Consider the following 25739-nt stretch of genomic DNA (forward strand, 5'->3'; position numbering starts at 1 on the left):
GTGCGTGGAAAGCACGTGACCGATTCACCCGAAGGACCCGCGCACGCGCAATCGAGCGATGCGTCCGGGTACCGTCCCCTCGCCATCCTGCTCATGGGCCCGACCGCGTCCGGCAAGACGGATCTCGCCGTCGAGCTGGTGCAGCGACTGCCGTGCGAGATCATCAGTGTCGATTCGGCGATGGTGTATCGCGGCATGGACATCGGCACGGCCAAGCCAACACCCGAGGTACTGGCCGGAGCGCCGCATCGTTTGATCGACATCCTGGACCCCGCCGAGGCCTACTCGACTGCCCGCTTCCGTGAAGATGCACTCGCGGCGATGGCGCAGATCAGCGCGCAGGGCCGGATTCCGCTCCTGGTCGGCGGCACCATGCTCTATTTCAAGGCGCTGCAACAGGGCCTGGCCCGACTGCCGAGCGCGGATCCGGCGCTCCGCCAAGCCCTGTCCGACGAGGCCGGCGTCATCGGCTGGTCCGCGATGCACGCGCGACTGGAGCGCCTGGACCCGCAGGCGGCGGCTCGGATCCACCCGAACGATCCTCAGCGTATTCAACGCGCGTTGGAGATTCATGCCCTGACCGGCCGGTCGATGAGTGCGCTGATCGAGTCGGCTGCCGAAAGCGCCGAACTGCCGTATCGCCTCCTCAAATTGGTGCGCGCCCCGGCGGATCGCGAAGCGCTTCGCGAGCGCATTGCCCGGCGCTTCCGCACGATGCTGGAGCAGGGCTTGGTCGATGAGGTGGCACGTCTGCGCGCGCGCGGCGATCTCACCTCGGATCTGCCGTCGATGCGGTCGGTCGGATATCGTCAGGTCTGGAGCTATCTCGACGGCACGCTCGATGCCGACGAGATGTGTCTGAAAGGCATCGTCGCCTCCAGACAACTCGCCAAACGCCAGTTGACCTGGCTGCGTGCCGAGTCGGCGACCCATTGGGTCGCCGACGATCCGGATCCGCTCGACGCGGCGCTGCGTCTGATTCGGATGGCTCGATCGACGGCGCTTCATGCGCGCTGAGGCGCATTCCGGGCGAGTCTTCTCGGCGCGAAAGTCTTGAAGGCATTGAACGCCCGGCGCATTCCGGTGTCTCCTTCCCGTCGGCCTGATTGCGCAGCTGTCTGGCGTTGGAGTCCGATGCGTGGCACTCTATTTGCTGGCCTTTGTTTACAGAAAGGTCCACATGTTGCGGCGATCACGTCGATCCGCTTTCTTGCGTCGACAAGGATCGGGGCGATGCACGGCGGCATGGTGAAAGCGCAGCGTTTCGACGACACTAAACGAGGCTTTTCGGCGGGTATGCCTGTCCCGGCTGCTGTCCTGCCTGCTCCACCCCGGCTTGATTGGCAGCGATCATAGCCAAACCTTTTTGCCGGGCAAACCTAGGCGACTAAAACAACAAGGAGTCACTCCATGTCTAAAGGCCAAAGCCTCCAAGACCCTTTTCTGAACGCCCTGAGGAAGGAACGCGTCCCCGTGTCCATCTTTTTGGTCAACGGAATCAAGCTTCAGGGCCAGATCGAATCCTTCGATCAGTTCGTCGTGTTGTTGAAAAACAACGTCAGCCAGATGATTTACAAGCATGCGATATCGACCGTCGTACCTGCCAGAAACGTCAAGCTCCCGCCGGCGGAAGGGGCAGTGCCGGAGCCGGGCAATACATGATCGGGGTCCAGCCATAGTCGGCTCGCGCGCGGAGCTTCGTCGCCGCGAGGGAGGTTGCTGTGTTTGAGCGCCCGAGCGCCGGCGAGCGCGCTGTTTTGGTGCACTTGGATATCGGCTCGACCGCCGAGCCCGACGAGCGCGAGGAGTTTCGTCGCCTGGCGGTCGCCGCGGGTGCGGAAGTCGTCGGCACCCTGCGGGGCTCGCGCTCTTCGCCCGACCCGAAACTCTTTATCGGAACCGGCAAGTGCGAAGAGCTGATCGCACTGGTCGCGGGCACGGAAGCGGAACTGGTGATCTTCAATCATCCGCTCTCGCCCGGCCAGGAGCGCAATCTCGAGCGCCTTGTCAAATGTCGCGTCGTGGATCGCTCCGGCCTGATTCTCGACATCTTCGCGCAGCGTGCGCGCTCCTTCGAGGGCAAGCTGCAGGTCGAGCTTGCGCAGCTCAAGCACATGTCGACCCGGCTGGTGCGAGGATGGACCCACTTGGAGCGCCAGAAGGGCGGTATCGGTCTGCGCGGCCCCGGCGAGACCCAGCTCGAGACCGACCGCCGGCTGCTGTCCAAACGGATGACCGTGCTCGATCGGCGCCTGGACCGCATCCAGGTGCAGCGCGCCCAGGGGCGCAAGGCACGCGACAAGGCCGAGCTGCCCGTGCTCTCCCTCGTGGGTTACACCAACGCGGGCAAGTCCACACTCTTCAACCGCTTGACCGAGGCCGGTGTCTTTCAGGCCGATCAGCTCTTTGCGACCTTGGATCCCACCTTGCGTCGTTTGACCCTCCCCGATGGCGGGCGTGTGCTCGTGGCCGACACGGTCGGCTTCGTCGGCCGGCTTCCGCATGAATTGGTCGCGGCGTTTCGCTCCACGCTCGAGGAGACGCGCAACGCCGCACTCTTGCTCCATGTCGTGGAGGCATCGGCGCCGCATCGGTCCCGTCTCGCGGCCGACGTGGAGCAGGTGCTCGCCGAGATCGGAAGCGACGCAATCCCGCGCCTGGAGGTCTACAACAAGGTCGATCTGCTCCCCGACGAGTCGCCGCGCATCGAGCGGGACTCTGCTGGCTTGCCGAGCAGGGTCTGGCTGTCCGCGCAGACGGGCGCCGGGGTCGATCTGCTGTTGCAGGCGATCTCAGAATGGTTGGGGCGCGAACGGATTCGATGCTCGCTGGAGCTTGAGCCCGACGAAGGGCGGTTGCGGGCTTGGTTGTTTGAGCATGCGCAGATCATCTCGGACGTGCCGAAGCCGGCGGGGGGGTGGTCGATGGATCTTATCATCGGACGGCCGGACCGGGAGCGCTTGGCGGCCAGGAGCTCGCGGTTCGCGAAAGAACAGGCGAGCAGCTGACGATCGACTCGAAGCGCGACCTTCCTGCAGTATCGTCAGCAGCCGGGCACGCGCGTTCGCCATGCGATGTTTGCCATCGGCGGACCGGTTCACCTAGAATTCGGGGGCTAATCAACTGGGCCTCGATGGCATCATCGCTTGATATCGTCGCGCTTCGTCGGCACTCTGGAAGAGTCATCTACGGGCCCGAAGGCCCAGAGCGCGTGGAATCCAATTTGCGCACCACTCTCGCACTCCGCACATCTGCTGCGGAGGCGCCTCTCACCCATCACTCAACAGTCGAATTCGACAGACGGAGAAGCTATGGCCTGGAACGAGCCAGGTGGCGGTAACAAAGACCCTTGGAGCGGCAAGGGCGGCGGCGATCAAGGCCCTCCCGATCTCGACGAGGTCGTCCGGAAACTTCAAGAGCGGCTCGGCGGACTGTTCGGCGGCAATAAATCCCCGGGCGGATCATCCGGAGGCGGTGGCGGCTTCAACCTCCCCGGCGGAGATTTCAGCTCTCGCGCCGTCGGAATTGTCGTCGGGATCCTGTTCGTCATCTGGCTAGCGACAGGCATCTACATCGTCGAGCCTGCCGAGCGAGGTGTCGTCACGCGCTTCGGTGCTTATGTCGATACCACGGGCCCGGGCCCGCACTGGCACGTTCCCTGGCCGTTCGAGACCGTCACCAAGGTGAACGTCGACGAGATCTCGACCTTCAGCCACTCGGCGTCGATGTTGACGCAAGACGAGAACATCGTCGACGTGGAGCTGACCGTGCAGTCTCGTATTCAAGATGCTGCCGACTATCTGTTTCAAGTCGCCGATCCAGATCAGACCCTGCGCGATGCAACCGTCACGGTGGTGCGTGTGACCGTGGGCGGAAGCAAGCTCGACTTCGTCATGACAGAAGGTCGCGGCGCGGTGGCCGTCACCATCCAGGAACGCGTTCAGGCGCTCATGGATCAATATCAAACCGGCTTGTTGGTCACGTCGGTGAACATGCAACCCGCAAAACCGCCCGAGCAGGTCAAGGCGGCCTTCGACGACGCCATCAAGGCGCGCGAGGACAAAGAGCGGCTGGAGAACCAGGCCGAGGCCTACGCCAACGAGGTCCTCCCGCAGGCACGCGGCGAGGCGGCTCGGATCATCGCCGATGCTCGCGCATACCGCGATCAGGTCGTCGCCAGATCCGAGGGTGAGACGGCGCGCTTCACGGCGATCCTCACCGAGTATCTGATGGCGCCGGAGGTCACGCGACAGCGTCTTTACTTGGAAACGATGGAGCAGGTCTTGGGTGATAGCAACAAGGTCATCATCGATGTGGAAAACGGCGGCGACAGCCTTCTCTATCTACCGATCGACCAACTCATCAAGCAGCGGCCGGACACGGCGGCAAACCTGTCGAAGCCTGAGCCATCCGCCCCGGCCATTGCATCGGAGGCCGCCGATCGTCCGCAACGATCGGTCGATCGTGATCGGAGGGTGAGGCAATGAATAAGCTGAAAACCTTCTTGCCGCTAGGCTTGGCCGGTCTCGTCATCGCAGTCTATGCCTTCACCTTCGTCGTGCAGCAGTACGAGGTCGCGATCAAGCTGCGACTTGGTCAGATCATCGGTGACGACTACCAACCCGGTCTGCATTTTAAGGTGCCGGTTCTCAACAACATCAAGGTGTTCGATCGACGGATCCAGACCATGGATTCTCGTCCGGAGCGTTTCCTCACGATCGAGAAAAAGGATGTCATCGTCGACTCCTACACCAAGTGGCGCATTTCCAACGCTGCGCAGTTCTTCCGGTCGACCGGCGGCAGCATTGCGCGAACCTCTCGCCTCTTGTCGGAGCGTGTCAACACGAGCCTGCGCAACGAGTTCGGTAAGCGCACGATCCAAGAGGTCGTCTCCGACGATCGTCTTGCTCTGATGGCCCTCCTGACCAAGGAGGTGAACGAGAACGCTCAGGATCTCGGGATCGAGGTGGTCGACGTGCGCGTGAAGAAGATCGACCTGCCGCCCGAGGTGAGCGAGTCGGTCTACTCGCGGATGCGTGCCGAGCGCGAACGCGTCGCCCGGGATCTTCGGGCGCAAGGCGGGGAGGCGGCGGAACGGATCCGCGCGGATGCCGATCGCCAACGCACCGTCATCGTCGCTGAAGCCTTTAGAGAGTCCGAAGAGACGCGAGGCGAGGGCGATGCACGGGCGGCTCAGATCTTCGCGAACGCGTTTAACCAGGATCGTGAGTTTTACGCCTTCTTCCGCAGCTTGAGCGCCTATCGATCGGCACTCGGACAGGAACGAGACGTGATGGTTTTGGATCCGGATTCGGACTTCTTCCGGTTCTTCCGCGACCCCGCCGGGGAGTAATCCCCGAATCGTCGTGCCTCAACGAACGCCTCGGCTCTCCGAGGCGTTCGCATGTTCCGAGGCACGCGCCTTGAGCTCCGCACAAAACCGATCGTCCTCTCTCCTGCGGAAACACCTGCATAGCCGTGCAGCTTGTCGTCGATTCTAAACTTTCGCGCGACACTAGGGTTGGACAAACGTCACAACGTCTGAAAAGATGCCCGCCTTTGGCCGATGCGCTCCCTCCTAGCGCATTGGGATCCGCAGTGAGTGTCTCGGGGTCACGCCTTGGTGCATGATGTCTTGGTCGCGGTTGCGCTCGTGCTTGTCATCGAAGGCATCTGGCCGTTTGTGAATCCGGACGGGTTTCGACGCATCCTCCTGCTGATGGCTTCCGAGGACAAGCGCGCGCTGCGTATCGCGGGCCTCGCCAGTATGCTTTCGGGCGTGGGCCTGCTCTATCTAGTCAACTGAGGCTCCCGCCAGACGCGCCAATCGAGACGAAGAACCGGGGCTAAAACACGCATGAACGAGGAACGCTGGCTGTTGCCGGCCGGGATCGACGAGGTACTGCCTGCTCAGGCGCGAGTAATGGAGACACTGCGGCGCGAGCTGTTGGATCTCTACGCGAGCTGGGGTTACGAGCTCGTTATCCCGCCTTTCATCGACTATCTCGAGTCGCTTCTGACCGGAACCGGTCAGGATCTCGACCTTCAGACCTTCAAGCTGACCGACCAGCTCAGCGGGCGGCTGCTCGGTGTGCGCGCCGACATGACCCCGCAGGTTGCCCGGATCGATGCACACCACCTCAGACGCGATGCCCCGACTCGGTTGTGTTATCTCGGGACGGTCCTGCATACGCGCAGCGACGGATTCGCAGGCACCCGCAGCCCCCTGCAGATCGGGGCCGAGATTTACGGGCATTCGGGGATCGAGAGCGACACCGAGATCCTGCGGCTGATCATGCTGACCTTGCGAGCGGCAGGGATTCGGGAGACCTATCTGGATCTGGGGCATGTCGGAATCTATCGCGGTCTCGCCCGGCAAGCGGGACTGTCTCCCGCCGGGGAGCATGCGTTGTTCGACGCACTGCAGCGCAAGGCCGTTCCCGAGATCGAGACACTGATCGCGCGGCTCGGTCTCGGCGGCGCCCCGGCGCGCATGTTGTCCGCCTTGGCAGAGCTCAACGGAGCGGATGCGCTCACGCGCGCCGAGACGCTCCTGCGCGAGGCCGATCGCCCGGTGCACGATGCCGTCGACTACCTGCGCCGACTCGCCGACGAGCTTGGTCGCTGGCTCCCGGATGTTTCCATCCATTACGATCTGGCGGAGCTGCGTGGTTACCGGTATAAGACGGGGGCGGTTTTCGCCGCCTTCGTCCCCGGCTGGGGGCTGGAGATCGCGCGCGGCGGACGCTACGACGACATCGGGCGCGTCTTCGGTCGCGCACGTCCCGCTGTCGGCTTCAGCACGGATTTGAAGGAGCTGCTGCGTCACGGACAACGGGTCGATCAGAGCGACGAGGCGGTCTGCGCGCCCTGGTCCACATCGCCGGCATTGCAGGAGGCCGTCGAGCGGCTCCGTGCCTCCGGACGGCGCGTCGTCCATGCGCTGCCCGGGCCGGAGTCGGATCTGCGCCATCCGGACTGTCGGCAGGTCCTGGTCGAACGTGACGGGCGTTGGGAACTAGACGATATCCTCGCGGAGTAGATGACTAAAGATGGGCAACAACGTCGTTGTAATCGGCACCCAATGGGGTGATGAAGGCAAAGGTAAGGTGGTGGACCTGCTGACCGACCGTGCATCGGTCGTGGTGCGGTTTCAAGGGGGCCACAACGCCGGGCACACCCTGGTCATCGACGGCGTGAAGACCGTCCTGCACCTAGTCCCGTCCGGCGTGTTGCGCGAGGGCGTGCGCTGCCTGATCGGCAACGGCGTGGTGCTCTCGCCCTCGGCGCTGCAGGAAGAGCTCGCCATGCTCGAAGCCTCCGGCGTGCCGGCCCGCGAGCGGCTCGGCATCAGCGCGGCCTGTCCCTTGATCCTGCCCTACCACATCGCGCTCGATCAGGCGCGCGAGCTCGCCCGCGGAGTCAAGGCGATCGGAACCACCGGCCGAGGGATCGGGCCCGCCTACGAGGACAAGACGGCGCGTCGCGGCATCCGTCTCGGCGAGCTTCTCGACACCGAACACTTCAAAGAGCGCCTGCGCGAGGTCATGGAGTATCACAACTTCATGCTCGAGCATTACTTCAAGGCCCCGAAGCTGTCCTATGACGCGGTCCTCGACGAGTACCTCGATCATGCCGAGGCGCTGCGGCCACTCGTGGTGGATGTGCCCGGTTATCTGCATCACTGCCGTGCCGAAGGCAAAGACGTCCTCTTCGAGGGTGCCCAGGGTGCCCTGCTCGACATCGACCACGGCACCTACCCTTACGTGACCTCATCCACGACAACCGCCGGCGGTGCGGCGAGCGGCAGCGGTGTCGGGCCGCGCGACCTGGATTATGTCCTCGGGATCGTGAAGGCCTACACCACCCGCGTCGGCGCAGGACCCTTCCCGACGGAACTGTTCGACGACGTCGGCGACCTTTTGGGTCAGCGGGGCAATGAGTTCGGCGCGACCACCGGGCGCAAACGACGCTGCGGTTGGCTCGACATGGTCGCGCTCAAACGTTCGCTCGCGATCAACAGTGTCACAGGGATTTGTATCACCAAGCTCGACGTGCTCGACGGCCTCGACACCATCAAGATCTGCACCAGCTATCTCCTCGACGGCGATGAGGTCGATGCGCCGCCGGTCGGGGCCGACGCGCTCGAGCGCTGCGAGCCGCGCTACATCGAGATCTCGGGTTGGTCCGAGTCGACGGTCGGCACGACCTCGTACGAGGCGTTGCCGGCCGCGGCGCGCACCTATCTCGAGACGATCGAGCGCTTGGGAGGGATCCCGATCGACCTCGTCTCCACGGGTCCGGATCGGGTCGAAACCCTGGTCCGTCGCCACCCCTTCGATGTCTGATACCTGACTGACGCCATGGACACCGCCGTCGTGGACCTTTTGACCGAGGGCCTCTGGCTGATGGTCATCGGCCTGGGAATCGTCTTTACCTTCCTCGCGATCCTGGTCGGCTTGCTGGTGTTGGTGTCGAAGGCGGTGGCACGCTGGGGTCCCGAGGACGTGCCCCCGGAGACCAGGGTCGCGACGCATCCGCTTGCAGCACCGCCCGCGGCCGACGACACGCGATTGATTGCGGCCATCGGTGCGGCGATCCAGGCCTATCGCCGACGGCATCGGCCTTGACGCATCGACCTCGCCGGGTCGTGCCGCGATCGGATCTCGGCGCTCGCCCCCCGCATCGCGTCGCATTTGTGCACGACCGCACGAGTCCGACGAACGTCTTCGTCCCACGCGCGGCGATCGGCACGCGACCTGACGATCGGTCATCACTCAACCCGAGATCGAGTCCCGCATGAAGCCATCCAACCCACTTGCCATCACCGATGTCGTCCTGCGCGACGCACACCAGTCCTTGCTTGCGACCCGACTGCGTATCGAGGACATGCTCCCGATCGCGCCCAAGCTGGACGACGTCGGCTATTGGTCGATCGAGAGCTGGGGTGGTGCGACCTTCGATGCCTGTATCCGGTATCTCGGCGAAGACCCCTGGGATCGACTGCGCCTGCTCAAGGCCGCGATGCCGAAGACACGTCAGCAGATGCTGCTGAGAGGGCAGAACCTGCTCGGCTACCGGCATTATGCCGACGACCTGGTCGAGACCTTCGTGGAGCGCGCCGCCCTCAACGGAATCGACGTCTTCCGCATCTTCGACGCCATGAACGACGTGCGCAACCTCGAGACCTCGGTCAAGGCCGCGTTGGCGACCGGCAAGCACGCCCAAGGCACCATGTCATACACGGTCAGCCCTGTACACGACCTGGAATACTGGGTCGACATGGGCCGGCGTCTCGAGGACATGGGTTGCCATTCGATCTGCATCAAGGATATGGCCGGCCTACTCAAACCCTATGTCGCCGAGTCGCTGGTGACCCGGTTGAAGGAGACCTGCAGCGTTCCGATCGCTATGCAGAGCCATGCCACGACAGGCATGAGTACCTGCACCATCCTCAAGGCGGCCGAGGCGGGCATCGATATGGTGGATACCTCCATCTCCTCGATGAGCATGACCTATGGGCATTCACCGACCGAATCGGTGGTCGCCATCCTCGAAGAGACGGATCGCTCGACCGGATTGAATCTCCCCCTGCTCGAAGAGATCGCGGCCTATTTCCGCGAGGTCCGTAAGAAATACGCCAAGTTCGAGGGAGCGCTCAAGGGTGTGGACTCGCGCATCTTGGTCGCTCAAGTGCCTGGGGGCATGCTCACCAACATGGAGAATCAACTGCGTGAGCAGGGGGCTACCGATCGTCTCGACGCAGTCCTTGCCGAGATCCCGAAGGTTCGCGCGGAACTGGGTTTTCTCCCCTTGGTCACACCGACCTCCCAGATCGTCGGCAGCCAGGCCGTCCTCAACGTCTTGATGGGCGAGCGCTACAAGAGCATCACCAACGAGACTGCAGGCGTCCTGAAGGGCGAGTACGGGGCGACGCCGGCCCCGGTCGACGTCGAGCTCCAGCAGCGCGTCTTGGCCGAGGGCGAGGCACCGATCACCTGCCGTCCGGCCGACAATCTCACGCCCGAGCTCGACGTGCTCACCGCGGAGCTGCAGCGCTTGGCCGAGGAGCGCTCTCTGACGCTTGCCTCGGATGTCGTGGACGATGTCCTGACCTATGCCCTGTTCCCTCAGGTCGGCCTCAAGTTTCTGGAGAATCGGGGTAAACCGGGTGTCTTCGAGCCGCCGCCCTGGGATGAGCCGGTGCGTCCAGACGTCGTCGCGCCCGCGGCGGCTCCGGTCGCTATCCCTGCCGTCGCCGAACGCTATCGGGTCGAGGTCGACGGCCGCAACTATCACGTCGTCATCTCTCCGGAAGGCGCTGTGGAGCAGCTGACACCCTTACCGAGTGCCTCCTTGCCGCCCCCGGCCGCCGGTCGTGACGTGCCGGCCCCGCTTGCGGGCACGGTGGTCTCGGTGCGGGTCAAGCCCGGTCAGGTCATCGCATCCGGAGAGCTGATCATGCTGCTCGAGGCCATGAAGATGGAGACCGAGGTCCGGTCGCCGGAAGCCGGAACGGTGCTGGCGGTCTCGGTGAAGGAGGGCGACAGCCTTCAAGTCGGCCAGACCCTTCTGACCCTAGGCTGAGCGACATGGAGGCGCTTCTTACCCTCTGGCAGTCCACCGGCATCGCCAATGTCACCTGGCGCGAGCTGCTGATGCTTATGGTCGGCCTCGGCCTGATCTATCTGGCGATCGCCAAGCGCTTCGAGCCGCTCCTGCTGCTGCCCATCGGATTCGGTGCGATTCTCTCGAACATACCGATCGCCGGGATGGCCGGGCCGGACGGAATGATCGGCATGATCTACCACGTCGGTGTCGAGACCGGTATCTTTCCTTTGCTGATCTTTCTCGGCGTCGGCGCACTCACCGATTTCAGCGCCTTGATCGCCAGACCTTCGACGCTGATCCTCGGCGCCGCGGCGCAGTTCGGCATTTTCGCCACGCTGATCGGTGCGCTTGCCCTCAATCTACTGCCCGGGTTCGATTTTACTCTGGCGGATGCCGCCGCGATCGGCATCATCGGCGGGGCGGACGGGCCGACCGCGATCTTTTTGGCCTCGCGTCTCGCCCCCGACCTCCTCGGCGCGATTGCGGTCGCCGCCTATTCCTACATGGCACTTGTTCCGATCATTCAGCCACCGATCATGCGTGCTTTGACGACCAAGGCAGAGCGCAGCATCGTGATGGAACAGCTGCGCCCGGTCTCGCGCCTGGAACGCATCCTGTTTCCTTTCTCCGTCCTTTTTCTCTGCGCCCTCCTGTTGCCTTCGGCAGCCCCGCTGATCGGAATGCTCACATTGGGCAATCTCCTGCGTGAAAGCGGGGTCGTGGAGCGCCTCAGCCGTGCGGCTCAGAACGAGATCATCAACGTCGTCACCATCCTGCTCGGACTGGCAATCGGGTCCAAGCTCTCGGGCGAGCTCTTTCTCACGACGCAGACCTTGGGAATCCTGGTGCTCGGTGCCGTCGCCTTCAGCATCGGTACCGCTGCCGGAGTCATCATGGGCAAGATCATGTGCCGCCTCAGCGGGGGGAAGGTGAACCCGTTGATCGGTGCAGCCGGTGTCTCCGCGGTCCCTATGGCTGCGCGGGTCGTGAACAAGGTCGGGTTGGCCGAAAATCACCACAATTTCCTGCTGATGCATGCGATGGGCCCAAACGTTGCCGGCGTGATCGGTTCGGCGGTCGCCGCCGGCGTTTTGCTCGCTCTGGTGGGCCCATGACCAGATGCGGTTTAGGTTGACGTTGCGATCGTAAATACGCTATTTTGGCGCGCTTATGTCGAGTGCCCTTTCTGAACCAATCGATCCCTGGCGAGCATGTCGCCGGGATTTCGTCCTCGACGGCGATGTGTGCTTGAGTGAATTCCAGCGGCTCGCCGCTGCCATGGATGCACCTGAGCAGGAGGCACGCCGGGTCGATTCGGAACTCGAGGAACCTGCGGTCCTCGGCGCAGCCAGCGTCGAGCTTCGGTTTTCCCGGGATCGAGACGGTCGGTGCATCGTAGCGGGTCGAGTTCGCGCGACGCTTCGGTTGTGCTGTCAGCGCTGCCTCGGCGAGGTTGAGATTCCGGTCGACGCTCGGATCCAGCTGGCGTTGATCCGCCGGGACGAGGAAGCGCTCGATCTCCCCGAGCATCTCGACCCTTGGCTGGTGACCGAGGAACGGCTCGTTCCTCTGGACATGATCGAAGACGAGCTGCTGCTGGCGGTTCCCGTCGTTCCGCGGCATCCTGTCGGATCCTGCACGGCGGGTCCGGTTGAACATGGCGAGGCGACTGCATCGGCAAGGAACCGGGAAACGGGATCGGAGGCTAGGCGAGGGCCCTTCGAGATCTTGGCCGCACTCAAACAAACACCCGGGAAATGAGCACACGGGACGGTCCGGAGGCTTGAGCTCGGCGGGTCCCCGCTGCGCAGGAGACCGTCCCCCAACAGCATTCATCGATAGATTGGCAAAAACATCGCGATTCCGCTCGAGTAGCGGCCGCGCGTTATTCGGAGATCAAAGATGGCCGTTCAGCAAAATCGAAAAACCCCGTCCAAGCGTGGCATGCGTCGCTCGCACGATGCCTTGAGCAAGCCGACACTGTCGGTCGACCCGACCAGCGGCGAGACGCATCTTCGCCACCACGTGACACCGGACGGTTTCTACCGGGGCCGCAAGGTTCTGGATCGCTCTGAGTGACCGTACGCGGTCGCCTCGGAGCTCTAAAACCAGCGTACGACCGCAGCTCGAACGTTCTCGGGATGGGATCTGTCTCGACAATCGCGCTCGACGCCATGGGGGGCGATCACGGCCCGGGTGTCGTGATTGCCTCTGCGCTTCGCTTCCTTGCAGCCTCGGATCGCGTCGATCTGATTCTCGTCGGCGACGAGAGGAGGATCGGTCAGCACCTCGGAAACGCCGACCGGACTCGACTGAAGATCCGCCCGACGACCCAAGAAGTCGGGATGGACGAGGCGCCGTCAAAAGCGTTGCGGGGCAAAAAGGATTCCTCGATGCGCGTGGCCATCGATCTGGTCAAGAGCGGCGAGGCGGACGCCTGTGTCAGCGCAGGCAACACCGGAGCGCTGATGGCGACCGCACGCTTCGTGCTCAAGACCCTGCCGAGCGTCGATCGCCCGGCGATCATTACGGCCGTGCCTTCTCTTCACGGACACACCCATATGCTGGATCTGGGTGCCAACGTCGACTGCACGGCCGAGCATCTCTTCCAATTCGCCGTGATGGGCAGTGAGCTGGTCACCGCCGTCGAAGGCGTTGCTGCACCGCGTGTCGCGCTCCTGAACATCGGTCAGGAAGAGATCAAGGGCAACGAGCAGGTCAAGCAGGCCAACGAGCTGCTCCTGCGCAGCGGCTTAAACTATGTCGGCTATGTCGAAGGCGACGGCATTTTCCTCGACGACATCGACGTGGTCGTCGCCGATGGATTCGTCGGCAACGTTGCGCTCAAGTGCAGCGAAGGGGTGGCCAAGTTTGTCAGTCACTCCCTGAGCACCCAGTTCAAGCGAACGTGGCTCAGCAGGCTCGCCGGGCTCGCCGCGATGCCCATTCTCAAACAGTTTCGCCGTACGATGGATCCCCGTCGCTACAACGGGGCCAGTCTCCTCGGTCTGCGCGGGATCGTGATCAAGAGTCACGGCGGTGCAGACGAGATCGCATTCGAGAATGCAATCCATATCGCGTTGAAGGAGATTCACGCGAACATACCCAAGCGGATCGGCGAGCAAGTCGGCCGGCACCTCGACAGCGGACAATACAAGGCGATCGCCTGATGATTTACTCGCGCATCCTGGGGACCGGGAGTCATCTCCCGGCCCGGACGATGACGAATGCCGATCTGGAGGCGATCGTCGACACCACGGCGACCTGGATCTTCGAGCGCACCGGCATCGAAAAACGCCATTTGGTCTCCGAAGGGGAAACCTGTTGCGATCTCGCCGAGGTCGCGGCCCGCCGAGCGCTGGATGCGGCCGGTCTGCGGCCTTCCGACATCGACTTGATCGTCGTCGCGACGACGACACCGGATCAGTTTTTCCCGAGTACCGCCTGCCTCCTGCAGCAGCGTCTCGGCGTCCACGGTTGCCCGGCCTTCGACCTTCAGGCGGTCTGCACGGGCTTTGTCTACGCGGTCGGCGTTGCCGATAAGTTCATCCGCACGGGCGCCGCCACACGGGCGCTGGTGGTCGGGGCCGAAACGCTTTCACGTATCCTGAACTGGGAGGACCGCGGCACCTGCGTCCTCTTCGGAGACGGAGCCGGCGCAGTGGTTTTGGAAGCCGCTGACGAGCCGGGCATCATTTCGACACATCTGCACGCAGACGGCTCCTACAAGGACCTGCTTCAAGTCCCGGGAGGACTCGGCAACGGGCATCCCGACGCCCGATTCATCGAGATGAAGGGGAACGAGGTCTTCCGGGTCGCCGTCACGACGCTCGGGCGCATCGTCGACGAGACCCTTGCGGCCGCCGGTATGTCCAAGTCGGAGATCGACTGGTTGATCCCGCACCAGGCCAATATCCGAATCATTCAGGCAACCGCGCGCAAGCTGGATCTGCCCATGGAGCGCGTCGTGGTCACGGTCGCGGAGCACGGCAATACCTCCGCGGCCTCGATTCCGCTGGCCTTCGATCAGGCCGTGCGTGACGGGCGCATTCAACGTGGCGAGCTCCTCTTGATGGAAGCCTTCGGGGGTGGTTTCACCTGGGGTTCGGTCTTGGTCCGCTACTGATCGGTTTGTCGACGTTCGATTCGTTGCAGGTTCGTTGCCGATAAGGATGACACACATGATTGCCGCTTTCTTCCCCGGTCAAGGCTCCCAGTCGATCGGGATGCTCGATGCGCTGGCCGAATCGTACCCGGAGGTCCGCAGGACCTTCGATGAGGCATCGGATGCCTTAAATCTCGACCTATGGCGTTTGGTCAGCGAAGGCCCGAAAGCCGATTTGGATCTCACCCGGAACACCCAACCCGTCATGCTGACCGCCGGTATCGCGGTCTGGCGCGCCTGGCAGCAGGCCGGCGGATCGCCGGCGCGTCTGATGGCCGGTCACAGCTTGGGCGAGTATTCGGCCCTGGTCGCTGCAGGAGCCATGAGCTTTGCCGACGGGGTGCGTTTGGCGGCCGAGCGTGCGCGCTTCATGCAGGAGGCGGTCCCGGCGGGCGAGGGTGCGATGGCCGCCGTACTGGGTCTGAGCGATGCCGATGTCGTGGCGCTCTGCGCCGCGCAGTCCGAGGGCGCAGTGCTCGAGGCGGTGAACTTCAACGCACCGGGCCAGGTCGTGATCGCGGGCGAGACCGCGGCCGTGAACCGTGCCCTCGGCGCCGCCAAGGCTGCGGGCGCAAAGCGTGCGGTGACCTTGCCGGTCAGTGTCCCCTCGCATTGTGCATTGATGCGTCCCGCCGCGGATCGACTCGCCGAACGGTTGGCTGCGATCGAGATCCGGGTCCCGGAGGTTGCGGTCCTACACAACGCCAGCGTGCAGAGCGCCACCGACAGCGCGGAGCTGCGCGATCAACTGGTCCAGCAGCTGTATCGCCCGGTCAGGTGGGTCGAGACGGTGCATGCCGTCGCCGCCGAAGGTCTTCGCATCGCGATCGAGTGCGGCCCGGGTAAGGTCCTGACGGGGCTGAACAAACGAATCGACGACAATCTGACGACACTGCCGGTCTTCGACCCGAAGTCACTCGAAGCGGCACTGGAGGCGATAGGCAATGCTGAAAGATGACATCGCGCTCGTGACGGGCGCCTCGCGCGGGATCGGTCGTTCCATTGCGATGGCGCTGGCCGAGCAGGGTGCCGCCATTGCAGGTACCGCAACGACGGCGGCCGGCGCGCGGTCGATCGAGGACGCCCTCACTCAAGCCGGTTACCGGGGCATCGGGGTCGTGCTCGACGTTTCCGATCCAGCCTCGGTCGAGACCGCAATCGGGGAGATCGCCGAGCGCTTAGGTGCACCCGGGATTCTTGTCAACAATGCGGGGATTACGCATGACAACCTCCTCATGCGCATGAAGGACGAGGAGTGGGATTCGGTCATCGAGACCAATCTCAGCTCGCTCTACCGCGTCACCAAGGCCTGTTTGCGTGCGATGACCAAGGCTCGGAAAGGCCGGATCATCAATATCGCCTCCGTGGTGGGCGCCATGGGCAACGCCGGTCAGACCAACTACGCAGCCGCCAAGGCAGGCATGATGGGCTTCACGAAGGCGTTGGCCCGGGAGGTCGGATCACGCGCGATCACGGTCAACTGTGTCGCACCCGGGTTCATCGATACCGACATGACCCGAGCACTGCCCGAGACGCAACGTCAGTCATTGATCGGGGGCATCCCTTTGGGGCGTCTCGGACAGCCCGAGGAGATCGCTGGCGCCGTGGTCTTTTTGGCCTCTCCCGCAGCGGCTTACATCACCGGCGAGACCCTACACGTGAACGGCGGCATGTACATGGCATGAAAGACATCGTCGTCGATATGATTAAGATCAAATAAATCAGATCCTTGTGCTTTTTTGCCGAGGATTGATGCGGCTTTCATCGGCCGTCGATTGTCACTAGAATACCGCCTGGTCCAGCGAGGGCCACCTTAATTCATCCGGAGGAATCAGCCCCATGAGCAGCGTTGAAGATCGAGTCCGCAAAATCGTTGTCGAACAACTCGGCGTCAAAGAAGAGGAAGTGACCTCGGAGGCGTCCTTCGTCGACGATCTGGGCGCGGACTCACTCGACACGGTTGAGTTGGTCATGGCCCTCGAAGAAGAGTTCGAAACCGAGATCCCGGACGAGGACGCGGAGAAGATCACCACCGTCCAACAGGCCATCAACTACATCAACCAGCACCAGGCCTAGGCAGGTGTCCGGCACCCGGGTCGGGTGCTCCGAGGCTCGAAGGCCGTCGGCCGCAGCTGGATGCCGGCGCGGCGGCGAGCGTCGAATATCGCGTTTCGAACGAAAGGGGTAGGCAATGTCAGGCAGAAGGGTAGTGGTCACCGGTTTGGGCCTCGTGGCGCCGGTCGGTTTGGACGTCAAGTCCTCCTGGGACAACATCCTCGCCGGCAAAAGCGGGATCAAACCCATCACCCACTTCGATATCGAGCCGTTCAGCACTCGCTTCGGTGGCCCGATCTATGGCTTCGAGATCGGCAATTACGTCTCCGAGAAAGAAGCCAAAAAGATGGATAAGTTTATCCATTACGGAATGGCTGCCGGCTGTCAGGCGATCGCCGACGCGGGGCTCGAAATCGATGACTCCAACCGTCGCCGTATCGGTGTGGCGATTGGATCCGGGATCGGAGGGATCACGGGCATCGAGAACAATTACGAAGCCTACCGCACCAAAGGGCCGCGTCGGATCTCACCCTTCTTCGTTCCTGCCAATATCATCAACATGGTTGCCGGCAACCTCTCGATCAAGTTCGGACTGAAAGGCCCGAACTATTCGATCGTCTCGGCGTGCAGTACGGCGACGCACAACATCGGAGAGGCCGCGATCATGATTCGCCACGGCTACGTGGACGTCATGATCGCCGGCGGCGCCGAAATGGCAACCTCGCCTGTCGGACTCGGCGGGTTCGCCGCGGCCCGAGCGCTCTCCACGCGCAACGACGCGCCCGAGGCGGCCAGCCGGCCGTTCGATCGCGATCGCGACGGCTTCGTCCTCAGCGACGGCGCCGGGGTCGTGGTGCTCGAGGAGTATGAGCGGGCCAAGGCGCGCGGCGCACCCATCTATGCCGAGCTGGTCGGTGTCGGGATGAACTCCGATGCCTTCCATATGACTGCGCCGTCGGAAGACGGTGAAGGCGCCTGTGAATGCATGCTGCTCGCTCTCGCGGACGCAGGTCTCGACAAGGACCAGGTGCACTACATCAATGCGCACGGCACCTCGACACCCGCGGGCGACGCAGCCGAGACGATGGCCATCAAGCGCGCGTTCGGACAGCGCGCCTACGAGATCCCGGTCAGCTCGACCAAGTCGATGACCGGTCACATGTTGGGTGCTGCCGGCGGGGCGGAGGCGATCTTCACGATCCTCGCCATTCGCGATCAGACCGCGCCTCCGACCATCAACTACGAGACTCCGGATCCGGACTGCGATCTCGACTACGTCCCCAATACCGCCCGAGAGATGCGCATCGATGTCGCATTGACCAACTCCTTCGGATTCGGCGGTACCAACGGGACCCTCGCTTTCCGCCGACCCTAGGGTCGGTTCGCGAATCGAGTTCGACGCCGCTTGGTCGGTCCGTCGCCTTCCTCTCCGATCGACGATCCGTCGGCTGACGACAGCGCCTCCGGTGCGATCGGGACTCGACGCGTCTTGGTCGACGGGCTTGAGCATGATCGGCTTCCTGTCGGGGATCGCGGTCTGCACTATGGCGACGGGCTGTTCGAGACCATTCTGATCCGCGAGGGAATGCCTTGTCTGTGGAACCGCCATCTGGCGCGTCTCGCGCTCGGCGCCGATCGGCTGGGGATCCCGCAGCCCTCGCGATCGGTTCTGCGCGAGGAGGCTGTTCGGATCTGCGCGGCACTCGATGATGGCATTCTGAAGCTGATCGTCACCCGCGGCGTCGGCGGTCGCGGTTATCGGCCTCCGGCCTCGCCGCACCCCCGGCGCATCTTGCTGGCCTATGCCTCGCCTCCGAACGTCGATCCGCTTGCGCACGGGGGTGTCGCGATCCGATATTGCGAGACACCAGCGTCCGTGAATTCGCGTCTGGCCGGGATCAAGCATCTCAACCGTTTGGACGCGGTGCTTGCCCGACAGGAATGGGACGATCCGCAGATCGCCGAGGGTCTGATGTGCGACGACGCCGGTGACGTCGTGGGCGGGACGATGACGAATCTCTTTGTCTGGAACGGTGTCGCGCTCGCCACGCCTGCGGTGACGCGCAGCGGCCTTGCCGGAACGGTGCGTTCGGTCGCACTCGAAGCGGCGGCGCGGGCCGGGATCGCTTGTGTCGAGCGCCCCGTCTCGCGAAGGATGCTCGAGGATGCCGTCGGACTCTTCCTGACGAACGCGCGGATCGGCGTCTGGCCGGTTGCTCGCCTTGCGGGGCGCGGGTTCGACCCCGACCGGCTGCCCGTCGATCTCTTGAAACAGATCCGCCGATTGGCACAGACACCTGAATGGCCCGATCCATGATCAAGCGCGCCTTCCTTGTTTCGATGCTTGCTGCAGGCGCACTCGGCGTCGGTCTCTTGCTCGACTACGGCGCCTTCGTCAAGGCGCCGGTGCCCTTGCCGGAGAAGAGTACGATCATCGATATCCCGCGCGGGACCTCGCTGCGCACATTGGCGCGCCGGATGACCGACGAGGGGATCCTGAAACACCCCTACTATTTCATCGCCTTGGCCTACCGGCAAGGTGACCAGGCGCGAATCAAGGCCGGCGAATTCGAGCTGACCGCCGGGATGACCCCGGTCGACGTCTTGGCGCGCATCACCTCGGGCCAGGTCGTTCAGCATCCCGTGACCCTGGTCGAGGGCTGGACCTTCCGGCAGGCGGTCGCGGCGATCGACGCCCAGGATCGTTTCACGGGTGAGCTGTCGGATCTCTCCGACGAGGCCCTGATGGCCAAGCTCGGTCGCCCCGGCGAGCATCCGGAAGGGCGCCTCTTTCCGGACACCTACCGCTTCCCGCGCGGTACGCCGCGTCTGTCGGTTCTACAACGCGCCTTCGAGCGCATGGAACAGGTCCTGGCAGAAGAGTGGGCCGGTCGCCGCGACGGGCTCCCGATCGACAGCCCCTACGAGGCCCTGATCCTCGCATCGATCGTCGAGAAGGAGACGGGCGCCGCGCATGAACGCCCGGAGATCGCGGGTGTCTTCGTGCGCCGCCTGCGCAAGGGGATGCGTCTGCAGACCGATCCGACGGTGATCTACGGCATGGGCGATCGTTACGAGGGCCGCATCCGACGCGCCGATCTGCGCGAGGCCACCGCTTATAACACCTATGTCATCGACGGCCTTCCGCCGACACCCATCGCCCTGCCGGGGCGGGCCGCTATCCATGCCGTGCTCAATCCCACGGACGGGGACAGCCTCTATTTCGTCTCGCGCGGCGACGGCACCCACGTCTTCTCGGCCACGCTCGACGCGCACAACCGAGCGGTTCGCCGCTATATCCTTGGTGAGCCATGAGCCTTTCGAGCGCGGTGAAGTCAAAGCGGGAGCGGGGCTGCTTCATCACCCTCGAAGGTATCGAGGGTGCCGGGAAATCGACACACATCGCCCCGCTCTCGACGCTTCTGGCTTCGATGGGGCTTCGCGTCGTGACGACGCGCGAACCCGGAGGATCGCCGATCGCCGAGCGGATCCGCGCCTTGCTGCTCGATCCGGGCAACACCGGGATGGACGAGACCGCCGAGCTGCTCCTCATGTTCGCGGCGCGGGCGGAGCATCTGAGCAAGACGATCCGACCTGCCCTGGAATCCGGTGCCTGGGTGCTTTGCGATCGCTTTACCGACGCGACCTACGCCTATCAAGGAGGGGGGCGCGGCTTGGATCCGCGGCGCATTGCGGCCCTCGAGACACTGGTGCAGGGCGACTTGCGGCCGGATCTGACGCTCCTTTTCGATCTCGCGCCTGCGCTCGGGCTTGCGCGCGCACGCGGCCGCGGGGCCGCCGATCGTTTCGAGTCGGAGACCCTGCACTTCTTCGAGGCGGTGCGCGCGGTCTATCTCGAACGGGCGCGTGCGAGCCCCGAACGCTATTACCTAATCGATGCGGCTGCACCCTTGAGCGACGTCGGCGAGCAGGTGGAGCAGGCCTTGCGAGCCCTGATCGAGACCCGTCGGGGCGAGACCGTCGATGTGTCCGGCACCGGAGAAGAGGCGTGACCGGGCCGATACCGCTCGCATTGGATGCCCCTTTGCCCTGGTTGGCCGAGGATTGGATGCGCCTGGATCGAGCCAAAGCAGACGGTCGGCTCGCGCATGGCCTCTTGTTCAGCGGAGCGCGCGGCATCGGCAAACGTCATCTTGTCGAGCTGCTGGCTCGGTCGATGCTGTGTGGCGCACCGACGGCGGACGGACTCGCCTGCGGACGCTGCGACGATTGCACCCTCATCGCCGCCGAGAGCCATCCCGATCTGTTGCGCGTCGGCCCGGATCCGGATGCGAAATCCGAAGAGATCCCGGTGGCGGCGATTCGCGCGCTCGTGGATCGGGGCGCACTGACGCCGAGCCGAGCCGCATGGAAGGTGACCCTCGTGGATCCTGCGGATCATCTCAACGCCGCTGCCGCGAATGCCCTGCTGAAGACTCTCGAAGAGCCGCCGGGGGCGGCTCTCATCGTTCTGGTCACGGAGCAACCCGGGCGCCTGCCGGCGACGATCCGCAGCCGCTGCCGACAGATCCGCATCCCGACACCGTCAACTGCGGACGCGCTGGTTTGGCTGTCCGGGCGAATCCCCGAAGAGACCGCCGAATTGCGCCTCTGCCTTGCGCACGGCGGTCCGCTGCGCGCGTTGGAGGAGCTCGACAACGCCAGGCTGGAGCAGCGGCGTGAGCGGATCGCCGGGTTTCTCGCGGTCGCGCGCGGGGAGCGTGACCCGCTGGTGGAGGCTTCCGCCTGGAACGGCCTCGGACCACGGCTATGCTTGGATTGGTTGGCCGGCTGGCTGGTCGACCTGGTGCGTCTTGCCGCAAGCGAGCATCCGGCGCAGCTCGCCAACCCGGATCAACGCGAGGCCTTGCGAGCGCTTGCAGGGCGTCTGGAGCCGACCGCCCTGCACCGGCTGCTGCAGCGGGTCCTGCGTGCACGTGCCCTGGTGGAAACCAGGGCGAACCCCCAATTGCTCTTGGAATCCTTGTCGATCGAATGGCTCCGCGTCGGCGCGGGCCAAGCCATCAGGAGGTCTTGACCCATGGCGACACCGGGCGCGTCCACCGGGTCCCTCGCGGGACAGCAACGTATCCTCAGTTTCGCGATCAAGGACAAGGCTGCGCTCTACGCCGCATTCATGCCCTTTGTCAGAAACGGGGGGCTCTTCATCCCGACGACGAAGCGCTACCAGCTCGGCGACGAGATCTTTCTTCTGCTGCAGTTGATGGAGGAGACCGAGCGTATCCCGGTTGCCGGTAAGGTGGTTTGGGTGACGCCGCCGGGTGCCGAGGGCAGTCGTGCGATCGGTGTCGGCGTGCAGTTCAGCGACCAGGACAAAGGGATGGCCCGCCGCAAGATCGAGGACTATCTCGTCGGCGCCCTCAACTCGGATCGTCCGACACACACCATGTAAACCGCGTCCAGAGCAATATGCTTCATTTTCACTGTGCGTATGGCTTTGGAGACATCCTCGATCGCGGTGAGACGCAGTTTAAAATTTAATCTTTTTCAATAATTTACACTGCGCCAACTCCGACAGTCGTCGGAGCTGGCGCGGCCAAGCCATTCCAACAAATTACGCATACCGCACCGGGCGCGGTTTAGGAGAGCGGATGCTCGTCGATTCCCATTGTCACCTCGATCGTGTCGATCTTCGCCGATACGATGGCAACTTCAACGCGCTCGTGCAGGCGACCGCAGATGCCGGTGTCACGCACATGCTCTGCGTCTCGATCGACCTGGAGCATTATCCGGACATGCGACGCCTCGTCGATCCCTTCGAGCAGATCGCTGTTTCGGTCGGCGTGCATCCGAATCAGGAGCACGGAGAGGAGCCGACCGCGGAGACCCTGGTGTCTCTGGCGGCGGATCCGCGGAACGTCGCGATCGGCGAGACCGGATTGGACTATTTCCATCGCGATCTGGATCCGGCCCTTCAGCGCGAACGTTTCCGCGTCCACATTGCAGCGGCACGCGCATGTGGCAAGCCGCTGATTATCCACACGCGCGATGCGCGCAAGGATACGATCTCGATCCTCCGCGAGGAGGGCGCCGACGCTGTCGGCGGCGTGCTGCACTGCTTCACAGAGAATTGGGAGATGGCGAAGGCCGGGATGGACCTGGGTTTCTATGTCTCCTTTTCCGGGATCGTCACCTTTAAGAATGCCGAGGAGCTGCGCGACGTCGCGCGTCGCGTTCCGCTCGATCGCCTTCTCATCGAGACGGATTCGCCCTACCTTGCGCCGATGCCGCATCGCGGCAAACCCAACGAGCCCAAGATGGTCGCCCATGTCGCGAGCCGAATCGCCGAGCTTCGCGGGATGGATCCGGCAGAGATTGCCTCGATCACGCGGGAGAATTACTTCCGTCTGTTCGCCATCGCCTAAACCGCGTCCGGAGCGAGATGCCCGTTTTCGAGTGAGCTCGACGTTCTTTGTATCCACAACCCTTCGCGGGGACGCGGTTTAGGATCATGACTCCGACTTGCCGTTCGATCCCTTCTTCCCCTCCTCGGGACGCTTTTCACCGCACGGCAGGTAACCGGCCGTGGGCTCGGGGTCGCGCTTGAGCGCTTCGCGCACGGTGTCGCAGACGGTCTTGAGCACCTTCACGCGCGCGTAGGGTTTGTCGTTGCCTTCCACCAGGGTCCAAGCCGCATGCTTGGTGCTGGTGCGCACCACCATCTCGTTGATCGCATCCTTGTATTGCGGCCATTTCTCGCGGTTGCGCCAGTCGTCGTCGGTTATCTTGTATTGCTTGTACGGGACAGCTTCGCGGTCCTTGAAGCGCTTGAGCTGCTCGTCTTGGCTGATGTGGATCCAGAATTTGAGTAGGATGACGCCGCTGTCCACGAGCTGCTCTTCGAAGCGATTGATCTCCGAGTAGGCGCGACGCCATTCGGCATCGCCGGCGAAGCCCTCGACCCGCTCGACCAGAACGCGTCCGTACCAGGATCTGTCATAGAGGGTGATATAGCCCGCCCGCGGGACGTGACGCCAGAAGCGCCACAGATAGTGGTGCGATTTCTCCTCGTCGGTGGGCGCGGCGACCGGGATCGTGCGATAGAGACGCGCGTCGACTGCGGTCGTGATCCTGCGGATCGCGCCGCCTTTACCGCCCGCATCGACACCCTCGAAGACCAGAACAGTCGATCGCTTCTTGTTGTAGGCGCTCCAAGCCAGCTCGTTGATCTCGGTCTGCAGGCGCTTCATCTCCGCCTTGTAGGTGTCCTTGTCCAAGGCGAGCGAGAGATCCAGTTGATCCAGGAGCGTGATCTGGGCATTCGCACCGCTCGGGAGCTCCGGACTCCCGCTGCTGGCCTTGACGCTATCCGAGGGGGTCTCTCCCAACCGCGAGCGGATGGCGTGCAGAAGGGTTTTGCCGACAGTCAAGTCCCGGTAACGCCTGTCTTCGGCCTCCACCAGATACCAGGGGCAGACGCCTCGGTCGGTGTGGCGGATGACACGCTCGGCGACCTGCTCGAATGCGGCGTACTGCTCGGAGAATTTGCTCTTGTCCGGGAGCATCTTCCAGCGACTCTTGTCGTCGCGCGAGAGCTCTTTCAGGCGCGATTTCTGTTCCTCTTCGGACATGTGGAACCAGAACTTCAGAATGAGTGCGCCGTCTTGGATCAGCATGCGCTCGAAATCGACGATGCGGTTAAGCTCCCCGTCGAGCTCCGCATCGCTGCAATGACCCTGGAAGCGATGCTCGATCGGGGTCTGATACCAGCCGCCGAAGAGGATCGAGATCTCGCCGCGGGGCGGCATCGAACGCCAGAAGCGCCAGTAGCGCGGACGCGCGCGTTCCTCGTCGGTCTCGTCCCAGAAGGCGAAGGTTTGAACACCGCGGGTATCCAGCCATTCGTTCAGCCGGTTCACCACCTCGCCCTTTCCTGCCGCCTCGACGCCCGAGATGAGAACAACGACCGGGATATCGGAGTCTTTCAGGTCGCGTTGGGCCGAAAGAAGCTCGGTGCGCAGCTGTTCCTGCTGCTCTTTGAAGTCGTCCTTGCTGACCGAGCGGCCAACTTTTGTCGATTCGAACATGCGTCTTATCCTCAATGATGCGGGATCCGCTTCCGCGTCCCGGGCACGCAAAGCGGGAAACGGTAGACTTCGGGGGTATGTTCTTCGCAAGGGACGGATCGAGCAAGCGCTCTAACGCGATTGATTTTCCGAAGATCGGCTGGTCCGGCGGCATCGGCGTATGCCATGCGGTCGTTCGGATGGTAAAGTCCCGGCTGATCCCGGCAACGGATGGAGCGATCGGTGCGAGCCTTTCCATGATCGACTGGACCTTTACCCCTGCCTCCCTCTGGACCCTGATCGGTGTCGTGCTGATCCTGTCCGAGCTTGCGCTGCCCGGCGTCATTGCCGTCTTCTTCGGCATCGCCGCGCTGTTGGTCGGATTGCTGCTGTTCCTCGATGTCCCGATCGACCCGCCCGCACAGATCCTGCTTTTCGGTGTACTCGGCGCCGCGCTTCTGTTGTTCGCGCGCCATCGCCTCAAGCCCTGGTTTCGGGGTCAGGTGGAAACCGGCGGGAGCGGCAGTGAGGTGTTGCCGGAAGGCACCCCGGCACGGGCACAGACCGATTTTGTGCGCGGAGCGGGTGTCGTGTCCCTCAACGGCGTTCGGTGGAACGCCGAGTCCGCAGATCCCATTCATGCGGGCGACCCGGTCTGGCTCACCGGCCGGCGAGGCCTTGTCCTGCACGTCAGCGCAACGCCTCCGAACGTCACCGATTCCTGAGGTGAGCCTTGCGGCATGCGGGTCAGGAGCATCGGTGCGGACGCATCGCCTTTTTGCTTTCTCGTCTAAACCGCACCGACCGACGGTGCGTGATGTTCCCAAGCGAGATCCCTTATACAACATTGTTTTTGAAAGTGAACGCGGTTTAGAGGAGAA

27 protein-coding genes are annotated in these 25739 nt (G+C 63.5%); 26 read left to right on the forward strand and 1 reads right to left on the reverse strand.

All coding sequences use genetic code 11. The features are described from left to right. Positions 1–93 precede the first annotated feature (93 nt). From miaA to LT988_RS23705, 25 genes are all read left to right on the forward strand, one after another. Positions 94–1017 (forward strand): tRNA (adenosine(37)-N6)-dimethylallyltransferase MiaA, encoded by a 924-nt coding sequence (gene miaA, locus LT988_RS23585; RefSeq protein ID WP_232410644.1) that lies wholly within the window; start codon positions 94–96, stop codon positions 1015–1017. A gap of 393 nt (positions 1018–1410) precedes the next feature. After that, positions 1411–1662, forward strand: coding sequence for an RNA chaperone Hfq (hfq, locus tag LT988_RS23590; RefSeq protein WP_232407953.1), 252 nt, complete (start codon positions 1411–1413; stop codon positions 1660–1662). Positions 1663–1721: 59 nt separating this feature from the next. Then, complete coding sequence (gene hflX / locus LT988_RS23595; RefSeq protein ID WP_232407954.1) at positions 1722–3008, forward strand: ribosome rescue GTPase HflX; 1287 nt, start codon at positions 1722–1724, stop codon at positions 3006–3008. 303 nt (positions 3009–3311) lie between these two features. Beyond that, on the forward strand, positions 3312–4487 hold the full coding sequence (gene hflK / locus LT988_RS23600) for an FtsH protease activity modulator HflK (protein ID WP_232407955.1): 1176 nt from the start codon (positions 3312–3314) through the stop codon (positions 4485–4487). Then, complete coding sequence (gene hflC, locus LT988_RS23605; protein WP_007194655.1) at positions 4484–5353, forward strand: protease modulator HflC; 870 nt, start codon at positions 4484–4486, stop codon at positions 5351–5353. The genes hflK and hflC overlap by 4 nt, the downstream gene beginning before the upstream one ends. A gap of 249 nt (positions 5354–5602) precedes the next feature. After that, the gene (locus LT988_RS23610) at positions 5603–5806 is read left to right on the forward strand and encodes a DUF2065 domain-containing protein (protein WP_232407956.1); all 204 of its coding nucleotides are present in this window, start codon (positions 5603–5605) and stop codon (positions 5804–5806) included. A gap of 51 nt (positions 5807–5857) precedes the next feature. Next, the gene (locus LT988_RS23615) at positions 5858–7042 is read left to right on the forward strand and encodes an ATP phosphoribosyltransferase regulatory subunit (protein WP_232407957.1); all 1185 of its coding nucleotides are present in this window, start codon (positions 5858–5860) and stop codon (positions 7040–7042) included. Between the two features lie 10 nt (positions 7043–7052). After that, positions 7053–8348 carry an adenylosuccinate synthase gene (locus LT988_RS23620; RefSeq protein WP_232407958.1) on the forward strand — a complete coding sequence of 432 codons (1296 nt, stop codon included), beginning with the start codon at positions 7053–7055 and terminating at the stop codon, positions 8346–8348. A gap of 15 nt (positions 8349–8363) precedes the next feature. Beyond that, positions 8364–8630, forward strand: coding sequence for an OadG family protein (locus LT988_RS23625; RefSeq protein ID WP_232407959.1), 267 nt, complete (start codon positions 8364–8366; stop codon positions 8628–8630). Between the two features lie 169 nt (positions 8631–8799). Then, positions 8800–10587: a sodium-extruding oxaloacetate decarboxylase subunit alpha gene (oadA, locus tag LT988_RS23630; RefSeq protein ID WP_232407960.1), complete on the forward strand. Its 1788-nt coding sequence runs from the start codon at positions 8800–8802 to the stop codon at positions 10585–10587. A gap of 5 nt (positions 10588–10592) precedes the next feature. Then, a complete protein-coding gene (locus LT988_RS23635) occupies positions 10593–11726 on the forward strand; it encodes a sodium ion-translocating decarboxylase subunit beta (RefSeq protein WP_232407961.1) in 1134 nt (377 codons plus the stop codon). A 133-nt stretch (positions 11727–11859) separates the two neighbouring features. Further along, the gene (locus tag LT988_RS23640; protein WP_232407962.1) at positions 11860–12372 is read left to right on the forward strand and encodes a YceD family protein; all 513 of its coding nucleotides are present in this window, start codon (positions 11860–11862) and stop codon (positions 12370–12372) included. Positions 12373–12513: 141 nt separating this feature from the next. Further along, positions 12514–12690 (forward strand): 50S ribosomal protein L32, encoded by a 177-nt coding sequence (rpmF, locus tag LT988_RS23645; RefSeq protein WP_007194663.1) that lies wholly within the window; start codon positions 12514–12516, stop codon positions 12688–12690. Positions 12691–12752: 62 nt separating this feature from the next. Next, positions 12753–13781, forward strand: coding sequence for a phosphate acyltransferase PlsX (plsX, locus tag LT988_RS23650; protein ID WP_232407963.1), 1029 nt, complete (start codon positions 12753–12755; stop codon positions 13779–13781). Next, complete coding sequence (locus tag LT988_RS23655) at positions 13781–14737, forward strand: beta-ketoacyl-ACP synthase III (protein ID WP_269752081.1); 957 nt, start codon at positions 13781–13783, stop codon at positions 14735–14737. The genes plsX and LT988_RS23655 overlap by 1 nt, the downstream gene beginning before the upstream one ends. A gap of 46 nt (positions 14738–14783) precedes the next feature. Beyond that, positions 14784–15734: an ACP S-malonyltransferase gene (gene fabD / locus LT988_RS23660; RefSeq protein ID WP_232407964.1), complete on the forward strand. Its 951-nt coding sequence runs from the start codon at positions 14784–14786 to the stop codon at positions 15732–15734. Next, positions 15721–16461: a 3-oxoacyl-ACP reductase FabG gene (fabG, locus tag LT988_RS23665; RefSeq protein ID WP_232407965.1), complete on the forward strand. Its 741-nt coding sequence runs from the start codon at positions 15721–15723 to the stop codon at positions 16459–16461. The genes fabD and fabG overlap by 14 nt, the downstream gene beginning before the upstream one ends. A 154-nt stretch (positions 16462–16615) precedes the next feature. Next, complete coding sequence (gene acpP / locus LT988_RS23670; RefSeq protein WP_007194668.1) at positions 16616–16852, forward strand: acyl carrier protein; 237 nt, start codon at positions 16616–16618, stop codon at positions 16850–16852. A 115-nt stretch (positions 16853–16967) separates the two neighbouring features. After that, positions 16968–18206, forward strand: coding sequence for a beta-ketoacyl-ACP synthase II (gene fabF / locus LT988_RS23675; RefSeq protein ID WP_232407966.1), 1239 nt, complete (start codon positions 16968–16970; stop codon positions 18204–18206). A 114-nt stretch (positions 18207–18320) separates the two neighbouring features. Continuing rightward, positions 18321–19148, forward strand: a complete 828-nt coding sequence (gene pabC / locus LT988_RS23680; protein ID WP_232407967.1) for an aminodeoxychorismate lyase — start codon at positions 18321–18323, stop codon at positions 19146–19148. Further along, complete coding sequence (gene mltG / locus LT988_RS23685) at positions 19133–20146, forward strand: endolytic transglycosylase MltG (RefSeq protein WP_232407968.1); 1014 nt, start codon at positions 19133–19135, stop codon at positions 20144–20146. Before pabC ends, mltG begins: the two co-directional genes overlap by 16 nt. Further along, positions 20143–20844 (forward strand): dTMP kinase, encoded by a 702-nt coding sequence (gene tmk, locus LT988_RS23690; protein ID WP_232407969.1) that lies wholly within the window; start codon positions 20143–20145, stop codon positions 20842–20844. The genes mltG and tmk overlap by 4 nt, the downstream gene beginning before the upstream one ends. Next, positions 20841–21869 (forward strand): DNA polymerase III subunit delta', encoded by a 1029-nt coding sequence (gene holB, locus LT988_RS23695; RefSeq protein WP_232407970.1) that lies wholly within the window; start codon positions 20841–20843, stop codon positions 21867–21869. The genes tmk and holB overlap by 4 nt, the downstream gene beginning before the upstream one ends. 3 nt (positions 21870–21872) lie before the next feature. Next, entirely contained in the window at positions 21873–22244 is a 372-nt protein-coding gene (locus LT988_RS23700; protein WP_232407971.1) for a PilZ domain-containing protein, read from the forward strand. A gap of 199 nt (positions 22245–22443) precedes the next feature. Further along, entirely contained in the window at positions 22444–23217 is a 774-nt protein-coding gene (locus LT988_RS23705; protein ID WP_232407972.1) for a TatD family hydrolase, read from the forward strand. An 84-nt stretch (positions 23218–23301) separates the two neighbouring features. Here LT988_RS23705 and pap read toward each other — a convergent pair whose 3' ends face one another. After that, complete coding sequence (gene pap / locus LT988_RS23710; RefSeq protein ID WP_232407973.1) at positions 23302–24879, reverse strand: polyphosphate:AMP phosphotransferase; 1578 nt, start codon at positions 24877–24879, stop codon at positions 23302–23304. Positions 24880–25115: 236 nt separating this feature from the next. Between pap and LT988_RS23715 the strand changes: the two genes are divergently transcribed. Further along, the gene (locus LT988_RS23715) at positions 25116–25583 is read left to right on the forward strand and encodes an NfeD family protein (RefSeq protein ID WP_232407974.1); all 468 of its coding nucleotides are present in this window, start codon (positions 25116–25118) and stop codon (positions 25581–25583) included. Positions 25584–25739 lie beyond the last annotated feature (156 nt).

This window comes from Thiocapsa bogorovii (assembly GCF_021228795.1).
GTDB lineage: Bacteria > Pseudomonadota > Gammaproteobacteria > Chromatiales > Chromatiaceae > Thiocapsa > Thiocapsa bogorovii.

Coding starts and splice junctions, on each gene's coding strand:
- oadA (WP_232407960.1), top strand. CDS start 8,800: ATGAAGCCATCCAACCCACTTGCCATCACCGATGTCGTCCTGCGCGAC.
- LT988_RS23620 (WP_232407958.1), top strand. CDS start 7,053: ATGGGCAACAACGTCGTTGTAATCGGCACCCAATGGGGTGATGAAGGC.
- pap (WP_232407973.1), bottom strand. CDS start 24,879: ATGTTCGAATCGACAAAAGTTGGCCGCTCGGTCAGCAAGGACGACTTC.
- LT988_RS23715 (WP_232407974.1), top strand. CDS start 25,116: ATGATCGACTGGACCTTTACCCCTGCCTCCCTCTGGACCCTGATCGGT.
- fabF (WP_232407966.1), top strand. CDS start 16,968: ATGTCAGGCAGAAGGGTAGTGGTCACCGGTTTGGGCCTCGTGGCGCCG.
- LT988_RS23700 (WP_232407971.1), top strand. CDS start 21,873: ATGGCGACACCGGGCGCGTCCACCGGGTCCCTCGCGGGACAGCAACGT.
- plsX (WP_232407963.1), top strand. CDS start 12,753: ATGGGATCTGTCTCGACAATCGCGCTCGACGCCATGGGGGGCGATCAC.
- mltG (WP_232407968.1), top strand. CDS start 19,133: ATGGCCCGATCCATGATCAAGCGCGCCTTCCTTGTTTCGATGCTTGCT.
- rpmF (WP_007194663.1), top strand. CDS start 12,514: ATGGCCGTTCAGCAAAATCGAAAAACCCCGTCCAAGCGTGGCATGCGT.
- LT988_RS23625 (WP_232407959.1), top strand. CDS start 8,364: ATGGACACCGCCGTCGTGGACCTTTTGACCGAGGGCCTCTGGCTGATG.
- hflK (WP_232407955.1), top strand. CDS start 3,312: ATGGCCTGGAACGAGCCAGGTGGCGGTAACAAAGACCCTTGGAGCGGC.
- fabG (WP_232407965.1), top strand. CDS start 15,721: ATGCTGAAAGATGACATCGCGCTCGTGACGGGCGCCTCGCGCGGGATC.
- miaA (WP_232410644.1), top strand. CDS start 94: ATGGGCCCGACCGCGTCCGGCAAGACGGATCTCGCCGTCGAGCTGGTG.
- LT988_RS23705 (WP_232407972.1), top strand. CDS start 22,444: ATGCTCGTCGATTCCCATTGTCACCTCGATCGTGTCGATCTTCGCCGA.
- hfq (WP_232407953.1), top strand. CDS start 1,411: ATGTCTAAAGGCCAAAGCCTCCAAGACCCTTTTCTGAACGCCCTGAGG.
- LT988_RS23615 (WP_232407957.1), top strand. CDS start 5,858: ATGAACGAGGAACGCTGGCTGTTGCCGGCCGGGATCGACGAGGTACTG.
- LT988_RS23635 (WP_232407961.1), top strand. CDS start 10,593: ATGGAGGCGCTTCTTACCCTCTGGCAGTCCACCGGCATCGCCAATGTC.
- hflC (WP_007194655.1), top strand. CDS start 4,484: ATGAATAAGCTGAAAACCTTCTTGCCGCTAGGCTTGGCCGGTCTCGTC.
- LT988_RS23655 (WP_269752081.1), top strand. CDS start 13,781: ATGATTTACTCGCGCATCCTGGGGACCGGGAGTCATCTCCCGGCCCGG.
- acpP (WP_007194668.1), top strand. CDS start 16,616: ATGAGCAGCGTTGAAGATCGAGTCCGCAAAATCGTTGTCGAACAACTC.
- tmk (WP_232407969.1), top strand. CDS start 20,143: ATGAGCCTTTCGAGCGCGGTGAAGTCAAAGCGGGAGCGGGGCTGCTTC.
- fabD (WP_232407964.1), top strand. CDS start 14,784: ATGACACACATGATTGCCGCTTTCTTCCCCGGTCAAGGCTCCCAGTCG.